We start from the raw sequence: 14,021 nt of genomic DNA, 5'->3' as shown, positions 1-14,021 counted from the left end.
GGCACAATCGGAAACCATGACCGCCGCCCGCGACATCCCCGGTCTGGTGGTCGACGACTCTCCCGACCGGCCCCCGTATCGGCCCCGGGTCACGTTCGAGCGGTCCGTCGTGTCGGTCCGCGCGGCGCTGAGGGCCACCAACGCCGACGACCTCGCCGAGTTCGAGCGGGAGTTCATCAAGGAGATGGTCGAGGCCGAGGACAGTGACGACGTGACGCCCGTGCACGGGATCGTCAACCACTGGTACGGCCGGGGCGCTGGGGCACCTCAACCCGGAGATCCGCGAGTACACCGACGGCGTGATCGAGCGCCTGGCCGCCGGCGACGAATCGGATCTCGTGGCGGAACGCCGGTGAGCTGCGAGGTTCGCTGCACGACCCGCGCCGCCCGAGCAGAAGGAAACCCCGCCCCGGAAGGTCAGCAGGCGCTGACAGGGTTGGAAAAGAAACTCGGCAAGGACCCGTGGAGCGCCGGACGGGAGGGCAAGCCCACCGGTTCGTGGCGGGCGAGCCTCGGACGCTACGGCGATGCCCAGTACGTCATCGGCCCCTCGTGGCGGTGTCCAGGACGTGCGAGGTCTTGTCTTTGGCCAGCGCGTCGGCGATTGGGCACGTCTCGTTCTTCGCCTGCCGTCTTCTCCGTGTTCGCCACAAGGCAGGTTCACGGCTCATGCGGTCCGGCGTAGGTCGAACCCGGCGGGTTCATGTGGTCCGTTCCCGTTCGTGACTGCTGAATACTTCGCCGAGCCTGGTGCCGAGAGACAGAGCGAGGTTCCAGGTGAGCTGCCGGACGTCGTCAGGGCCGCCGGTGAGTGTCCGGATCGTCGCCAGAGCGCTCGCGAGGTCGCCTGCGGCGGCCGCGGCGATCACGGCGTTGATGCGTTGCACGTCGGGGTCGGAGGGATCGGCGACGGCGTGCGGGGTTCCGTCCGGGTCGAGGACGAGCGCCGTGGTCCTGCCGCGAAGCAGGCCGGGGACGAGCGCGAGCAGGACCGAGAGCGTGCTGCGGAGATCGGACAGGGCCAGGTATCGCGCCGCGGCGTCCTGTGCTCCGGCGGCGACGGCGGCCAGCGCCGCCGCGACCGCGCCGGCGTCGCAGAACGCGGCGTCGGCGTGCCGGTTGCGGGCGGCGGTCTGGACCACGTCCAGTGCCGCGGCGTAGCGGTCCAGCCCGCCGAGGGGGCGCAGGACCGGAGCCGTCGCTGCAGCCGTGGTCCAGCTCAGCCAGGTCAGGGCGTGATCGTCGAGACGGTCCATGATGGCGAGCCAGCACTGAGCCAGCTCGATGTCGTCGGCCACTCGCGCGGTGTTGACCAGAAGCCGTCCGTTCCGGCGGACCAGGTCGCGGGCCTCGTGGTCGAGGTGTCCTTCCAGGCGCTGCAGCGGCTGCTGCAGCGGGTTCTCGGTGCGTGCGTGGGTCACGGCCAGGACCCGTGCCCAGGCCATGAGCAGCTGGCCGCCGCACGCGGTGTCGAACGTCTCGGCCGCCGCCGCGGCGTAGACCGCGTCGTCGTACTCGCCGTCGGGGCCGAACGCCGCCAGCATGGCGTCGCTGAGCCGCGTCAGTTGGTCTGCATCTGTCACTCGCCCAGCCTTGCATTGTCGCGGGCGGGGCAGGGCGTCTTGAGCGGATCCTTTCTGCGCTTCTGGCGCCGTCGGCCGGCCCGGTTCGGCAGTGCGGCCCCTCGGTGCACGGCACGGTGCGCCCGCGCTGGTCCGAGCGCGTGGACATCCGCGCGGGACAGGCTGGAATATTCCTGACATAGAGTCGGGGCATGGACGTGCAGGAACAGGCGAATTCCGCGGCCGACGACGATGTGCAGCGCTGGCGGGAGACCGGCCGCGCCTTCCTCGCCGGCTACTGGGACGACCACGAGATCGTCCGGCGCAGCGACGACGAGATCCGCCGCGGCGAGGCACCGGCCTACGTCCGGCGCAGGCAGTAGCAGTAGCCCGGGCGTGGCAGGCAAGACCGCGATCGCCGCACGGTCGACCGGGCCGGGGCACTCGGCTCGGTGGCTGACTTGCACCGTTGTTGCGCGCGGCCTGGATGAATCCTGGGCCGCCTGCCTGCTTTCGCCGGAGAAATTCGCCGCAGCCGCGAAGCAACGCTCCGCCTGTGCTCAAGCCGACTACGATACGGCTCAGGCGGAGTTCGCCCAGCTGGGCGATTCGACGGACCCGACCGACGTCGACTGGCTCGACAGCCGGTGCCCCTGCCGCGGCCGAGTTCCGCAACCGTCGGGCCAGGATCGATTCCCTCGCAACAGAAACCGTCGCGACGGCGAGACGCCGCACCGGAACGCAGTTGCGCGCGGAACAGACTCGCGCGGCTACGACGGGCGGCGTCCGGCCGACCGGCCGAGGTGGAATCCGGTGCGCCGCTGTTGCATGGCTCGCGCCAATGCGCGGCGGTCGGTCTCCTCCGGAATCGCCTCGACGTCGGCAACGGCCTGTTCGAGTTGTCCGGTGCACTCGGCCGGTTTGCCGGTGGCGGCCTTGAATTCGTCGAGCAGTTCGTCGACCAGCGCTGCCAGTCGGGTGATCCGCGCGTCGCGGCGTGGTTCTCGGCTGATCGGTGTGTATGTCGCCTCGAACTCGTGCCGGGGAATCACCCGGTTCTCGCGGGCAGGATCAGCGTTCCACCGTCTCGTGCCGGGGTCTTGCACTACTGCCGCGAGCTCCGTGGGCGACCAGCCAACATGCCCGCTGTTGTAGATCTGCCAGGTGCTGCCGTCCAGTGCTCGTACCGCGGCGGCGGAGTCGAGTTCGGCATGCTCGGTCGTCGGCATCCTGTCATCGTTCCTGATCTCGTCAGCGAATACCATCTCGGCGATCCGCGCACGTGAGTCGATGGCGGTCTTCGATGCGGTAGCCGAGGAGCATCCCGCCCAGGCTCGCGACCAGGCCGACCACGCTTCCTGCGACGATTGCCACGCCGAGACCCGTCCCGGTCTCCAGCGCGCCCGGCCAGAACAGGATGACCAGCAGGAGGCCGAGGGTGAACAGTGCGAGGCCGGTCAGGCCGAACACCCCGGTCCAAGTCAGCTCGCGCTGGTAGGGCCGCAGCCCGTTCCACCATCGCCGCAGCACGGTCTGCTCCTGCATCGCGATGATCCCTCCCGGTTTCTTGAAAGCCCGTCTGTGTCGGCGAACTCTTCGAACATGATGTCGAGAAAGCGGCTCGGCTGACGCGACCGGCGATCCCGGCGAGAAACCAGCGAGTTTTGTGCACAGCTGTGAACAGACTCCCGGTGCCAGCGGTGATCCACTGAGCCGATGGAGATCGGCGCGAGCGTGCACACCCTCGCCAGTCATCGCGGCCCCTGGATCGTATGCGCGCTCGTGAGCCCCGGCAGTTGCGGCGACGGCGTGAACCTCGTCCGGCAGCCAGCCTGGAAGCGGTTCCCCGAGCAGGACCTGATGGACCTGGCGGACCTCGCGGAGCGGCAGTTGGGCCCGCGGTCGGCGCCGTTCGAGGCGGGGCAGGTCACCGAGATCAGGGGCGAGACCGTCCGATTCGTTGCGCTGACCTGGTGGTGGCGGCTCAAGACACGCTGCTGTCTCTTCATCCGGCCGGAGCGGATGCTGCGCGTGGTGCCGGTGTGATCCTCCTGGTGCTGCTCATCGCGGCTGGCGGGCTGGCTCTCGCGATCGCAGCGGTGCTGGCGGTGCATGTCGCTCGGTCCGAGCGACAGAGCCGCCGGGTGTTCCGGCCGCTGCACCGGCCTTTGCCGCCCGGACCGGTCCCCATGCTGGACACCAACCCGGACGGGCCTCGCTCCGACCCGTCACGGCTGCCCTTCCTCGATCTCTGACAACCGCGGCGGCCGAGGTTCGCCGCGCCTTCGCGCCCGTACGCTCCGCCCGCGACAAGACGGCCGGAGAAGCACGGGCTCCTCGAGATCCGGCCGGGGGCGCTTCGACAGCGCCCGGCCCCGGACATGAGCCGGTGCGATGCTGTAGACCGTGTACAGCATGTTTAAATATTGTCGCTACAGCGTTAATTGATTTTCAGTACAGCGACTGGCGAAGGACGGTCTTCGGAGTGACGCAAGATGAGCAGCCGGTCGGCAACGGGCTCCGGACCGACCACCCGGTCCCGAACCTGCCGTTCGTCGACGACGACCACCTCCCGGTCGACGACCCGGAAGCAATCGAGGCGATCGGCCGGTGCGACGGCGCGCCCGGAGCATGGGGCCGGTGGGACGGCGAGCTCGACGCAGAGTGGAGCGCGTACACCACCGACCCGAAGAACCCGGCGTTCAGCTGGGTGGTGCGCTTCCACCCCGACCACGGCCGCAGCGTCACGCTCTACCGCAACCGCGGCGGCGGCGCTGTCCACGACCGCTGGTTCGACGAACGCGCGCTGCTGGTCCGCCTGGGCGGCTACTGGTGGGACGGGCAGACCTGGTACCGCCCGGGACAGGTCTTCAGCTGGGCCAGCGAAGCCTGCATGCGCCGCCCGGTCCGGCTCGCCACCACGATCACGGCCGAGGACCTGCTCGACCGCAGTTGCCGGGCCGCGCTCGGGCGCGTCGTCAAGGTCGCCCGGCTGGACCCGGCCGCGCTCCCCTCCGTCGACAGCGGGCAGTGGGGCCACGACCTGGCTCTGTGGAACCGGCACCGGCGTTCCCGGCCCGGCGCCCTGCCGACCGCTCGGTGCGTCGTCACGCTCAGCGCTCCGGAGCTGGCGGACAGCGAGATGCTCGGGGTCGAGGAATTCGCCCGCGAAGCCGGGATCGCGGTCTCGACCCTGCGCGCGTACATCGCCCGCGGCGAGGCCGGCATCCCGACGCCCCAGACGCGCAACGGCAACCGCAGGCGGTGGTCCCGGCCGGTGGTGGCAGACTGGGCCGAGCAGCGTCGTCGCGATCCGCGCACGGTCGTGGCGAATCCGGACCCGACGGTGCCGTTCGAATCGCTCTCGACCATTCTCGAAGGCGCGGTGCTGTACGAACTCGGTCGCCACCGCGAGGATGCGCGGACCCTGCCGTTCGTCGGACTGTCTCGGGACATCGGCATAACGCTGGCGTGGTACATGCGCAATGAGCTGCCGCGGACACAGCGGATGTTCGGCACCATCGCACGGCAGGCCCAGCGCGACCTCGACCTCCCACGCTCGGTGGCCAGGAAGTCGCTGCGCCGCGCGCTCCTCATCGACGGCAAGTTCGACAGCGACGAACACCTCGACCGGCTCTTCGACGTGGCATGGCCTCCCGAAAACTGACTCGCGGCGCAGGAGACTCCGAGGCTGGCGACTCGGGCGTTGCCGGAAGTCGCCACGTATCCCGCTTGGCACAGAAGAAAAATCGGCATGCAAGAGCGGCGATCGCCGCGACACAGGAAGGAACGGGGCGAATGGACGAGACCGAGGCACGGGCTCTTCTTGGCGCTCGGCTCGGCAAGATGGCGGGCACCGCCACGCAAAGCCAAAATCTCGTTGTCGAACTCCTGGCCGCCGCAGCCGTCCGCCTCGCACAGCGGGCCTGAGTGAAGGGCCCGCGAGGCGGGCTCGGGCCAGCGGTGTTTACGGGCTTCGGCGTGGCGTCGATGCGTTTGCAGACTGCGACTGCAAGCCGGGGACGGGCGTGCCGACCAGTGTTGTCGGCGGGAACCAGGTTGGAGGCAGGGAAGTGGTTTTCGAACTCGTCCAGCCGCGGGTGTTGCTGTGCGGGAGTCGGCGCTGGCCGTGGCCGGAGACTGTGGATGCGGTGCTGGACAGGCTCGAGGCTCGGTGCGGTGAACGGCTGGTCGTGATCGAAGGCGCGGCGTCCGGGGCGGATCGGGCGGTGCACTCGTGGTGCGAGCGTCGCGGCCTGCCGGATGATCGTCACCGATGTCATCCGGTCGATTGGCGTGCGGAGCGGGAGGCTCGCCCGCAGCAGTGGCGGATGGCCGGCCCGGAGCGCAACACGCGCATGCTGCTGCAGGAGAGGCCGCGCCTGATCCTCGCGTTCCACGACCACTTCAATCCCGCTTCGGGCGGGACCTCGGATATGGCGTTGCGCGGCCTGGTCCGCGACGTCCCGGTGTGGTTACTGCCAGGCGAAGGTCCCGACGTCGGCCGGTGGCTGTCGCTGCCGCTGTTCCCGCACGGGCGTGCCGATCGGGTCCGCAGAGAGCTCGACGGGGCTGATTCCCTGTTCGCGCAAGGACTTTTCGCTGACGGTGCTGGCTGATCCTGCGGTTGACGCCGTGGCCTCGGAAAGCTCCCGCATCCCCAGGCCACAGTTCGGACGGCAGCGGCTGGGCCGTGGCGGCGGCCGCTGACAAGGGCGAGGGCCAGCGCTCGACGATTCTTTCGGCCCCGCGACGACCTCGCGGTTCTGATCGAAGAGCGAAAATGCTGCGTCAATACGATGATCGGCTGGACCTTTGACCTCTATGGGAAACGCCGGCAGCGTGATCGGAAACGGGCACAGCTTCACTTGCCGAGCGGGCTGGTCGATAGTCGAGATCGCGGTGATACATCGTGGCGGGCCCGTATCGACAGGTGTCGGGACAACCGGCGCGCCGAGCCGTCGCAACGGGTGTTGCCTGCGACCACACCGCGTCTGTCGGTCCCCGCTTCCGTGCTGAAGGTGCGCAGATGGCCGGTGCGCTGACCGGACACGCGTTGTCGTCCGATCCGCTGGCTGACGTTGCGGTGCCGACACGGAGCGCAGCAGGGAGAGAGTCGGATGTCCGGTCGGACGGGAAGCGTGGGGGAGTTCGGCGAGGTCAATCGTGACCAGTGGCCGAAAGCGTGGCAGGAGATGTTCGATCTCCTGTCGTCCGTTCCGTGCGAGAGGCACGGGGCACGCGTAGGCGAGAGGTGTTTCTCGCGTACGGTTTCGTCGCTTACCGCCTTCGGCTGGCCGAAGTGGTTCTGCCACGAGCGAAGCGAGACGGCCCGGGCAGGCAACGCCGGCGAAACATCGGACCAAGGCTGACCAGCAGACGGCTCGCCCGCCGCTCCGACCGCCATGTCCCCATCGGGCACATCGATGCCAGACGGATCTGCGAGCGGATGCGGACGAGGTGAGCGGGGCGGTTGCTGCGGCCGGCGGTCTCGTTCTCGCGACCGCGGTAGCGCCGGATCCGCTGGCCTCTCCGGCAGCGGTGCACAGCACGCCACACGGAAGAAAGCGAAAGCTATGGGCGCCAGCGAGTTTCTGACCTATCAAGCCGGAATCGACGCAGAACAGGCCTTCCGCACGGCCGTCGCGGATGCTCAGCTGTGGCACGGCGCGCGCGGCTATACGGGCACGATCGCCGAGAAGGCAGTCGAAGGGTTCGTTGTCGTTTCGGCCGAGCCGTGCAGCTTGGACCAGGCTGAGACGATGGCCGCCGGCATTCTCGCCGGCGATGACGAAGACTGGGCGGAGATCCGTGACAAGCGCGGTCGTGCCGGCGCGATCGCGGTCTTGGGAGAACGGCGCGACCACCATGCCAAGATCCCAGTCGTCCCCGGCGGCCATGCGGACCTGGACGCGGCCGTGGCCGCAGCTACGGTCGGGAGACTCGTCGCGGGCGAGCAGGTTGTCCTCGACGAGGTGTCCGGCTCGTACAGGAGGGACGGCGTCCGAGTGCAACGGGACGTTGATCGTGCCCATGGTAGGCGCCCGAGTGCAGACCGGCTGGCTGTTCTTCGGCGAATCGCCGCGCTGACGAGGAAAGCGAATGAGGCACTCCAGATCCCCCGGATCCGTCGAGGGCGGACGATCGGTGGCCGCGCCCGCGCGGCGGGCACCTGAGCGTCACCGAACTGGTGCGCGAAGCTGTCTTCGCCGTCCGCGTTGAGTCGCTGCACCGCTCGCACATGAGCCTGTCCACCCGGGAACACCTGATCCACCAGCACGTCCGCGAGCAGCACGACCCGGACGCGGTCGAGCAGATCCGGAGTTATCCGACGCTGTGTCGGGCTGGCACGAATGGTTCGGCCCCGGCGGCGCTACGCCCGTTCGGCGGCGAAACCGACCAGCGGACAGCACGGGCGAGGAACTCGACTGGCCTTATCCCGGTCTGCCGGCGAACGTGGTGGCCGAGTACGCCGGACACAAGGTGGCCGGGCTGCAGTACTTGGCCCCGGAGACGATCCGTCACAGCCGAGATTACGGCTTCATCGCGAAACCGACCGCACTGTAGCGAACAGGCGTTCGATGACGACGCATTCGTCGTGACCGTTCTCGACGATTTCGCAGGCCTCGACGCCCGGGTGCGCGGGCTCCTGGAGGCCTGGCGTGGCGACGTCGAGGGCGAACCGCTCGCCCCATGCCTGGACTCGCGGGCCATGTGCCGCAGCTGGCTGTCCCGTCGCGGCAAGGACCGCCCGCGAGCGCGCGCCGAACCGGGGCGCCTCAGCGCCTGATCCTGCGTCTCGCGGATCCGGGCGGGACTGCATCAAGGAAGCTGGCGACTGTTCGGGACGAACTTCGAAACTTGCCAGCGCCCTGCCCCGCCTCCGCCCGCCCCGGCCGGGCAGCGGCGTCCGCGAGGTGCGGGCCAGTTCGTTCTTCGCCGTCTCGACGCGGTCGTTGGCGGTTTTGCGTTCGGCCTCGAGCAAGCGACCAGGCTCGACGAGCCCCGTACGGGAAGCGCCCTCTCTGCCCCTGCAGAAACGGAGTGCGTCCCCGAATCAGCCCGCGCCGGCCACCGCAGTGGGCGGGCCTGGGGGCAAACCAGGTCAAAGGCTGGTCGTTCCAGGAGCTCTGCGGCGGGTTGCGCAGAACAAGGACGGCGACGGTCCGCTGGTGCCGGACACGACGGGACTGGGCAGACTCGGCCGGATCGCGATCGGAGGGCGTAAGGGCGTTCGCCGGAGCGTGCCGGGAACGGGTGGTGTGTCTGTCGCCGCCGACACGAGGTTGGGTATACCGTAGGTGGATGACTTCGGATACCTCGGTGACCACCGTGAAGGTCACGGTTGGTGCCCGGGACCGGCTCGCGGTCCTGGCGGCGGAGAAGGGCACGTCGATCGGCGGCTTTATTGCGGGGGTGGCCGAGCGGATCCCCACGTCGGCGGAGCTGGACGCCCGCGACGAGCGCACCCGTCAGACATTTGCCGGGCTGGGGATCGATCTCACTCCCGCTGACCGAGCCGCCGGCGAGGCGATGTGGGCGGCGCTGGACGCCGGTGACGATGCCGCGCTGGTCCGGGCGGCCGCCGGATCGTGAGGACGTTCGTTCTGGACGCCGGTGCGTTGGACGCGCTCGGAGCGGGCAACTCCGTGCTGGCCAGGTTGTTGTTCGGCACGCCGCGCGACGTGGACGATGTGGTGCTCGCGATGTACCAGGGGCCGCGGCTGCTGGCACCGGCGCTGTCGCTGCTGCAGGCCGGACGTCGGCGTTCCGGGCTGGCTGAGCACATCGCCGAACTGGAGACCCTCCGCATCGTCGGACTCGACACCGCCGCGGTCGTCGCGCTGTGCGGCCCCTTGGCTGATCTGGACGCACACACCGGGCACGCCATCCACACCGCCGCCCGCCACGACGCCTCGGTCATCACACCGACCCCCGAGCGGTATCCGGAATCAGTGCGCACCGTCCAACTCCCCACCTGACCGTCCACCACGAGGTGCGAGCTGCGGATCCGACGGCGATCCGTACCCGGTGTCTCTGGAACTGCATCCGTGCGGGCTATCTCGCCGGAGGCGTCGACGACGAATCCGACACGACGCCGGACGGCACAGGGCAGGGATCGGCGGCGAACGGAAGGTGGCGGTCCGCAGACGCTCAGACCAAATCGCTGCCCGGGGCGCACGCAGTGGTACCGCTAGTCCAGTTCGCTGTCGCGCGAGGGCCGGGGCCCGGCTGTGCTCACCGGCTGGCCCAGAACTCCTCGTCGAGCACGACGGGGCCGTCGGGGTTCCCGGCTTGGAAACAGGTCCAGCACACGCGGAGGCGACCGATGCCGGTGTCGCTGTAGCCGACCGGCGGGCGGGCATGCAGTTTTGCCAGGGCCGCCTCCGCAGCAGCTTGGGCCCGCCAGACAGGGAACGGCAGACCGGCATCGGGCCACGGGGTCAAGCCAGGCGGAAGTTGACTGGTCAGCAGCACGCACGGCGGGCCGCCGGGCCGATCGAAACCCCACCCGCCCGTCAACGTCCCAATCGGCTCGGCGAGCAGCTGCGCGCGACCGAGCACCGCAGCGTCGAGGTCGAAGCCGAACGACTCCAGCAGACGCCGCCGAGGCCCCGATACCTGATCCCGCGCGGAGGCGACCAGCCGTTTCCAGACGCGCAGCCGGTGCAGCTCCTCGGCCAGCACCTCCGGCCGCTGAGGTCGAAAACGATGCTCCTGGCTGGCAACCAAGGCCGCCGCAGCTTGCGGATCGAATTCTCCGCCGGCGTGCGCGGCGATCTCCTCGGCCACCAGCCCGGCCACGGTCTGCACCGTGATCGGATCGGACGCCGTCGGCGCGGCCGCCAGGGCGAGCAGCTCGTCGTCGTCCACGAGTACGAGTATGCCCCAGACCGGATCATGCGATCCTGGCGAACCGCGGACCGCCGGGCGACCCGAACGGGTGGTCACGACACAATCGGGAGCGCGACCATCCGGGCGGCGACCCGGGCGCGTTCGACCGCGGACGGCAAGGTCGAGCCGATCAGAAGGTCGGTTTCGTCGAGCAGGTCCGAGGGCACCACACCGATTTCGCCATCGGCCAGTAGATGCTGGCCGCCGCTTTGGCCTGGACGTTCGTTGCGCGCGGGCTACCGGCGGCGTGCAGACGCTGTCCGAGGCGCGGCCTGCCGAGGACCGGGCATCCTTGTGCGGTCCGTGACTGTGCGGACGACTGGCCCGGTTCGGACGTCGTGCAGACCACAGCAGCACCGGCGCGCCGCGGAAGCGTCTGCGGCGGCTGCCGTCGCGAAGGCCCGCGGAAGTTCTGGATCCGGGCGACGAAGCACTCGCTCGCGGCTCGCTGAGGGGCCGGGCTGCCCCGCCGCTCGTCGCTGCGGCCTGGTGCTCAAGCCTGCGTTCCAGGCCTGTGCCGCGCACAGGAAACACTGGCGCAGCAAACGGAAATAGCGCGTATGTTGCGGAGACGTTATCAGCGGATAGAAGTCGGTGCTGGGTTGGCGTGACTCCGGAAGTCGGCAGTTGGCGGTGCTCGCAGACCAGGGAAATCGGTACGTCGGCCCCGTTGGCGCAACTGCGGCCGAAGCGTCGGCGCTAGCCGGCATTGCCGCAGACGAGCGTGCCGATGCCGTCCGGCTGGCGGGGCCCTCCGGACACCACAGGCCGGGGTATAACTATCGGTCCGTGCCCGTGAGACCTGCTACGGCCTTTGTGCCGCGCCATGCGAACGCGAACCGCCCGAGAGGATGAGACATGACAGAAACAGGCGCAGCGGAACAGGCGGACGGGCTGGTCGAGTACGGGACCTTCCGCGATTTCTCCACGGAAGGATGGGCTTGCCCCGAGGAGATGGCGGAGGCGCACATCACGGCGGCTGCGAAATACGAGCCGGAGCTCGTCGCTGTGGTGCGCGATGATGCGGAACGCCGCGCCGAGTTTGCTGACCTGCTGGCAGAAGACATCATGCGGAGCGTCGACTCGTGCTACGCCAGCAGGGCTTCCGGGCCTGCGTCGTCGGAAAAAGTCGTGTTGCGGCGTGAAGACAACATGTTCGTCGGGCTGGGTCCTGTTCCCGAGAATGTGCGAGAAGTGGTCGGCGAGGCGATCGAGATGGCCTGGTGGGCAGCGCCGAAACTCTTCGGTCATGTCCTGGTCGGCGTCCGGCCCACCTGGCCGCTCTTCTAGATCCTTTCGACAGCTTCGACATTGGGCAGAACATTTGCCTCTCGAGGGAGGCTCGAAGCCGGGACGCGGATCGCTTGCCAGCAGACACGACCCGGTTCCTCTGCCCAGTTCTCGACTGCCTTCTCGTTGTCGAGCGGTGACGCGAGACACGACGCCGGACGGGATCGAGGAACGGCTGCGAGTAAGCGGCCAGGAGCGTTGAAGGGATTGCTCAGGCGGCGGTGTTCTCGCCGCCGGTGAATTGCTGTTGATGGCAGCCGTGAGCACGGACGGATTGCTGGTCATTGAACGGGTTGGAGATGGGTTGTCGCGATCGCTTCGCAGCGGAATCCGTGCTTCTCACCGAGATTGACCGTGTATTCCGTCGGCGGTCCGGGCACGATCGATGTTCCTGCCGGAGTGCGTTGCCACACCGGGTGTTCGAGACACAGGACTTCGCCGCCGAAGCGGCCGCCGGTGACCCGTACGCGTGTCCGGGAGGCCCACGCGCCGCGCTCGGCGGCGAGCGCGGCGCTCACTGCGGCGGCAGCCCACCCCAGGCACACCTCGATCGCCGGGCGGCGCGTGCCCCGGGCGATGCCGCGGGACAGACCGTCCCAGCGATACCCGGCGGGGGCGTGCGGGTCCCATTCTTTGACGAGCCAGTCCCATTGCGCGGCCACCGGGTCGCGTCGGGCGTCCTCGACGAGTTCGTGGCCGCACGCAGTCAGCGTGGTCGCAGTGTGCACGGCGAAGACCTCCGGCGTGGTCATCAACGGCGGCAAGAGGTCGCCCAGCGGGACCTGCGCGGGCGCGACCTGGCTGGCCCTCGCCGCGATGTAAAGGTCGATGGCGATGATTCCGCGGGTGGCCTTGAGGTCCCAGGTTTCCGCACCCGACGGCCCGCCGAGTGACAATGGCGCCAGTTCGCCGGCGCGGGCGAGGACGCTGTCCCAGGATGGCTCCTCGGCGACGGTTCGCCCGGAGGACGCCGCGGCCTCGTTCACCGCGGCGTCGCGTCGTGCCGCCCATTCCGCTTCGTCGCCGCCCCACGCGCGGACCAGTGCTCGCAGCGTGGCCACGGAGGGGATGCGGGTTCCGTTGAGCGCTGTGTGCAAGGTGGAACGACTCACGCCCGACTGTGCGGCGATCTGGTCGATAGTCGGCGCGCCGAGACCGGCGTCGGCGCGCAACGCGCGCAGCTGCCCGGCCAGTCGAGCCGCAGGACTCGCCGCCTTGTGCACCGTGCGGCGGTAGCGCCCCATCGACATCCCTTTCGTGTTCGTGCAGTGCTGTTCCTCTCGGACGGTGAGTGTATGGCGAGGTCGCAAGGTCCTGCCGGAACCCCGTTTCGACAGCGACGAGGACCCTCCGAAAACTGATTCGCGGTGCGCCAGCTTCTGAAAGCACCGGCGTGCGGGCGTCGGCCGTGGAACCGATCTCCGGCGCAGCCCGCCTGCCGAGGTTCCAGAGCGTCGCTGTCCTCGACGATCCAGGCGCTCAGCAACGGATACGATCACTTGTCGGATCTCGCGGGCGGATACCTTCGCGGTTCCCCGATTTCGACTATCCGGGCCAGGGCAAGCCGACTGTGATCGCCGACGTGGAGACGAAGGTGGCTGCGTCGATGCGCAGCACCGGCGTCATCGTGGCGAGTGGTGGCGATCAACAACCCGCAGGTGTGCACCGAACTGCTGAGTTGCAAGCAGGCTGTTCCGGCGATCCTGCCGAAAGGCTCGATACTCTACGTGCGGGATCTTGACGCCGGCGCACCCGTGGAGCTGGCTGGGAAGGCATCACTATGACGACCGTGGCGACACCGGCCATCTCGATGCGGCTGGACGAACGCCCCTCGGAGCGGCGCACCTTCGTCCGCCTGCACGGCGTCGACGAACTGGTCGACCTTATTCTGTCCCCGCCGCCGCACGACGCTCCTGCCTGCGTGCGAGGGCATCGTGAAATCCACCTCGGCGACCGCCCGTTCGATCCGCTGCATCCGGAAATGGCACCGATGATGCTGGTCGCTATCGGCGGCCCAGGCGGAGCGGTGTACTTCCGCGACCTCGACGGCGACGGTCGCGCGGTCGGATTCGTCGCGCACGGCGACGGCCGCGCCGTTGCTCCGCGACTTCCGTTCGGTGCCCAGGGCGGCATCGAATTCGAGCCGCAGGACGTGATGAGCCGGGGCCGTCTCGAACGCGTCGTCCGTGCTTGCCTCCTCTGCGGGAAACGCTCCGAGGTCGTCGCCTGGCGCGATTCCGCATGGGTTCAGTGACTGCGGATGCGCCGTGGCCC

At 69.1% G+C, this 14,021-nt stretch carries 20 protein-coding genes; 15 read left to right on the top strand and 5 right to left on the bottom strand.

Features of this window, described 5'->3' with window-relative positions; translation table 11 throughout:
* Positions 1-16 precede the first annotated feature (16 nt).
* The gene (locus ABZX37_RS35085; RefSeq protein ID WP_354746976.1) at positions 17-685 is read left to right on the top strand and encodes a DUF6247 family protein; all 669 of its coding nucleotides are present in this window, start codon (positions 17-19) and stop codon (positions 683-685) included.
* Positions 686-701: 16 nt separating this feature from the next.
* Here ABZX37_RS35085 and ABZX37_RS35080 read toward each other — a convergent pair whose 3' ends face one another.
* Positions 702-1,583: a hypothetical protein gene (locus ABZX37_RS35080; protein WP_354746974.1), complete on the bottom strand. Its 882-nt coding sequence runs from the start codon at positions 1,581-1,583 to the stop codon at positions 702-704.
* A gap of 191 nt (positions 1,584-1,774) precedes the next feature.
* Between ABZX37_RS35080 and ABZX37_RS35075 the strand changes: the two genes are divergently transcribed.
* Complete coding sequence (locus ABZX37_RS35075; protein WP_354746972.1) at positions 1,775-1,945, top strand: hypothetical protein; 171 nt, start codon at positions 1,775-1,777, stop codon at positions 1,943-1,945.
* 387 nt (positions 1,946-2,332) lie between these two features.
* Here the strand turns inward: ABZX37_RS35075 and ABZX37_RS35070 are convergent, their stop codons facing one another.
* Together ABZX37_RS35070 and ABZX37_RS35065 are read right to left on the bottom strand one after the other, a co-directional pair.
* Entirely contained in the window at positions 2,333-2,791 is a 459-nt protein-coding gene (locus ABZX37_RS35070; RefSeq protein WP_354746970.1) for a hypothetical protein, read from the bottom strand.
* A gap of 22 nt (positions 2,792-2,813) precedes the next feature.
* Complete coding sequence (locus ABZX37_RS35065; RefSeq protein ID WP_354746968.1) at positions 2,814-3,107, bottom strand: hypothetical protein; 294 nt, start codon at positions 3,105-3,107, stop codon at positions 2,814-2,816.
* Between the two features lie 171 nt (positions 3,108-3,278).
* On the opposite strand from ABZX37_RS35065, the gene ABZX37_RS35060 reads away from it, so the two are divergent.
* From ABZX37_RS35060 to ABZX37_RS35015, 10 genes are all read left to right on the top strand, one after another.
* Entirely contained in the window at positions 3,279-3,608 is a 330-nt protein-coding gene (locus ABZX37_RS35060) for a hypothetical protein (RefSeq protein WP_354746966.1), read from the top strand.
* Entirely contained in the window at positions 3,605-3,817 is a 213-nt protein-coding gene (locus tag ABZX37_RS35055; protein WP_354746964.1) for a hypothetical protein, read from the top strand. Before ABZX37_RS35060 ends, ABZX37_RS35055 begins: the two co-directional genes overlap by 4 nt.
* Positions 3,818-4,047: 230 nt before the next feature.
* Positions 4,048-5,229: a hypothetical protein gene (locus ABZX37_RS35050; protein WP_354746962.1), complete on the top strand. Its 1,182-nt coding sequence runs from the start codon at positions 4,048-4,050 to the stop codon at positions 5,227-5,229.
* A gap of 131 nt (positions 5,230-5,360) precedes the next feature.
* Positions 5,361-5,492, top strand: coding sequence for a hypothetical protein (locus ABZX37_RS35045; RefSeq protein WP_354746960.1), 132 nt, complete (start codon positions 5,361-5,363; stop codon positions 5,490-5,492).
* 143 nt (positions 5,493-5,635) lie between these two features.
* Positions 5,636-6,181 carry an SLOG family protein gene (locus tag ABZX37_RS35040; protein ID WP_354746958.1) on the top strand — a complete coding sequence of 182 codons (546 nt, stop codon included), beginning with the start codon at positions 5,636-5,638 and terminating at the stop codon, positions 6,179-6,181.
* A 957-nt stretch (positions 6,182-7,138) separates the two neighbouring features.
* Complete coding sequence (locus tag ABZX37_RS35035) at positions 7,139-7,738, top strand: hypothetical protein (RefSeq protein ID WP_354746956.1); 600 nt, start codon at positions 7,139-7,141, stop codon at positions 7,736-7,738.
* A 160-nt stretch (positions 7,739-7,898) separates the two neighbouring features.
* Complete coding sequence (locus tag ABZX37_RS35030) at positions 7,899-8,129, top strand: hypothetical protein (protein WP_354746954.1); 231 nt, start codon at positions 7,899-7,901, stop codon at positions 8,127-8,129.
* Positions 8,130-8,160: 31 nt separating this feature from the next.
* Complete coding sequence (locus tag ABZX37_RS35025) at positions 8,161-8,352, top strand: hypothetical protein (RefSeq protein WP_354746952.1); 192 nt, start codon at positions 8,161-8,163, stop codon at positions 8,350-8,352.
* A 515-nt stretch (positions 8,353-8,867) separates the two neighbouring features.
* Positions 8,868-9,158 (top strand): hypothetical protein, encoded by a 291-nt coding sequence (locus ABZX37_RS35020; protein WP_354746950.1) that lies wholly within the window; start codon positions 8,868-8,870, stop codon positions 9,156-9,158.
* On the top strand, positions 9,155-9,544 hold the full coding sequence (locus tag ABZX37_RS35015; RefSeq protein ID WP_354746948.1) for a hypothetical protein: 390 nt from the start codon (positions 9,155-9,157) through the stop codon (positions 9,542-9,544). Before ABZX37_RS35020 ends, ABZX37_RS35015 begins: the two co-directional genes overlap by 4 nt.
* 256 nt (positions 9,545-9,800) lie before the next feature.
* On the opposite strand, the gene ABZX37_RS35010 is transcribed toward ABZX37_RS35015, so the two are convergent.
* Positions 9,801-10,436: a hypothetical protein gene (locus ABZX37_RS35010; protein WP_354746947.1), complete on the bottom strand. Its 636-nt coding sequence runs from the start codon at positions 10,434-10,436 to the stop codon at positions 9,801-9,803.
* 879 nt (positions 10,437-11,315) lie between these two features.
* Here ABZX37_RS35010 and ABZX37_RS35005 point away from each other — a divergent pair.
* Positions 11,316-11,747: a hypothetical protein gene (locus tag ABZX37_RS35005; RefSeq protein WP_354746945.1), complete on the top strand. Its 432-nt coding sequence runs from the start codon at positions 11,316-11,318 to the stop codon at positions 11,745-11,747.
* Positions 11,748-12,028: 281 nt separating this feature from the next.
* Here the strand turns inward: ABZX37_RS35005 and ABZX37_RS35000 are convergent, their stop codons facing one another.
* Positions 12,029-12,991, bottom strand: a complete 963-nt coding sequence (locus tag ABZX37_RS35000; protein ID WP_354746943.1) for a helix-turn-helix transcriptional regulator — start codon at positions 12,989-12,991, stop codon at positions 12,029-12,031.
* A gap of 393 nt (positions 12,992-13,384) precedes the next feature.
* On the opposite strand from ABZX37_RS35000, the gene ABZX37_RS34995 reads away from it, so the two are divergent.
* Together ABZX37_RS34995 and ABZX37_RS34990 are read left to right on the top strand one after the other, a co-directional pair.
* Positions 13,385-13,531, top strand: coding sequence for a DddA-like double-stranded DNA deaminase toxin (locus tag ABZX37_RS34995; protein WP_354746941.1), 147 nt, complete (start codon positions 13,385-13,387; stop codon positions 13,529-13,531).
* Positions 13,532-13,536: 5 nt separating this feature from the next.
* On the top strand, positions 13,537-14,001 hold the full coding sequence (locus tag ABZX37_RS34990) for a hypothetical protein (RefSeq protein WP_354746939.1): 465 nt from the start codon (positions 13,537-13,539) through the stop codon (positions 13,999-14,001).
* The last annotated feature ends 20 nt before the right edge of the window (positions 14,002-14,021 follow it).

Source organism: Amycolatopsis sp. NPDC004079 (assembly GCF_040610415.1).
GTDB lineage: Bacteria > Actinomycetota > Actinomycetes > Mycobacteriales > Pseudonocardiaceae > Amycolatopsis > Amycolatopsis halotolerans.
Note: the sequence above shows the minus strand (reverse complement) of the source record. Positions and strands in the feature narration are given on the sequence as shown.

Excerpts from the sequence above, each read along its gene's own strand:
- ABZX37_RS35085 (WP_354746976.1), top strand. The coding sequence starts at position 17 with ATGACCGCCGCCCGCGACATCCCCGGTCTGGTGGTCGACGACTCTCCC.
- ABZX37_RS35075 (WP_354746972.1), top strand. The coding sequence starts at position 1,775 with ATGGACGTGCAGGAACAGGCGAATTCCGCGGCCGACGACGATGTGCAG.
- ABZX37_RS35070 (WP_354746970.1), bottom strand. The coding sequence starts at position 2,791 with ATGCCGACGACCGAGCATGCCGAACTCGACTCCGCCGCCGCGGTACGA.
- ABZX37_RS35065 (WP_354746968.1), bottom strand. The coding sequence starts at position 3,107 with ATGCAGGAGCAGACCGTGCTGCGGCGATGGTGGAACGGGCTGCGGCCC.
- ABZX37_RS35060 (WP_354746966.1), top strand. The coding sequence starts at position 3,279 with ATGGAGATCGGCGCGAGCGTGCACACCCTCGCCAGTCATCGCGGCCCC.
- ABZX37_RS35045 (WP_354746960.1), top strand. The coding sequence starts at position 5,361 with ATGGACGAGACCGAGGCACGGGCTCTTCTTGGCGCTCGGCTCGGCAAG.
- ABZX37_RS35035 (WP_354746956.1), top strand. The coding sequence starts at position 7,139 with ATGGGCGCCAGCGAGTTTCTGACCTATCAAGCCGGAATCGACGCAGAA.
- ABZX37_RS35020 (WP_354746950.1), top strand. The coding sequence starts at position 8,868 with ATGACTTCGGATACCTCGGTGACCACCGTGAAGGTCACGGTTGGTGCC.
- ABZX37_RS35005 (WP_354746945.1), top strand. The coding sequence starts at position 11,316 with ATGACAGAAACAGGCGCAGCGGAACAGGCGGACGGGCTGGTCGAGTAC.
- ABZX37_RS35000 (WP_354746943.1), bottom strand. The coding sequence starts at position 12,991 with ATGGGGCGCTACCGCCGCACGGTGCACAAGGCGGCGAGTCCTGCGGCT.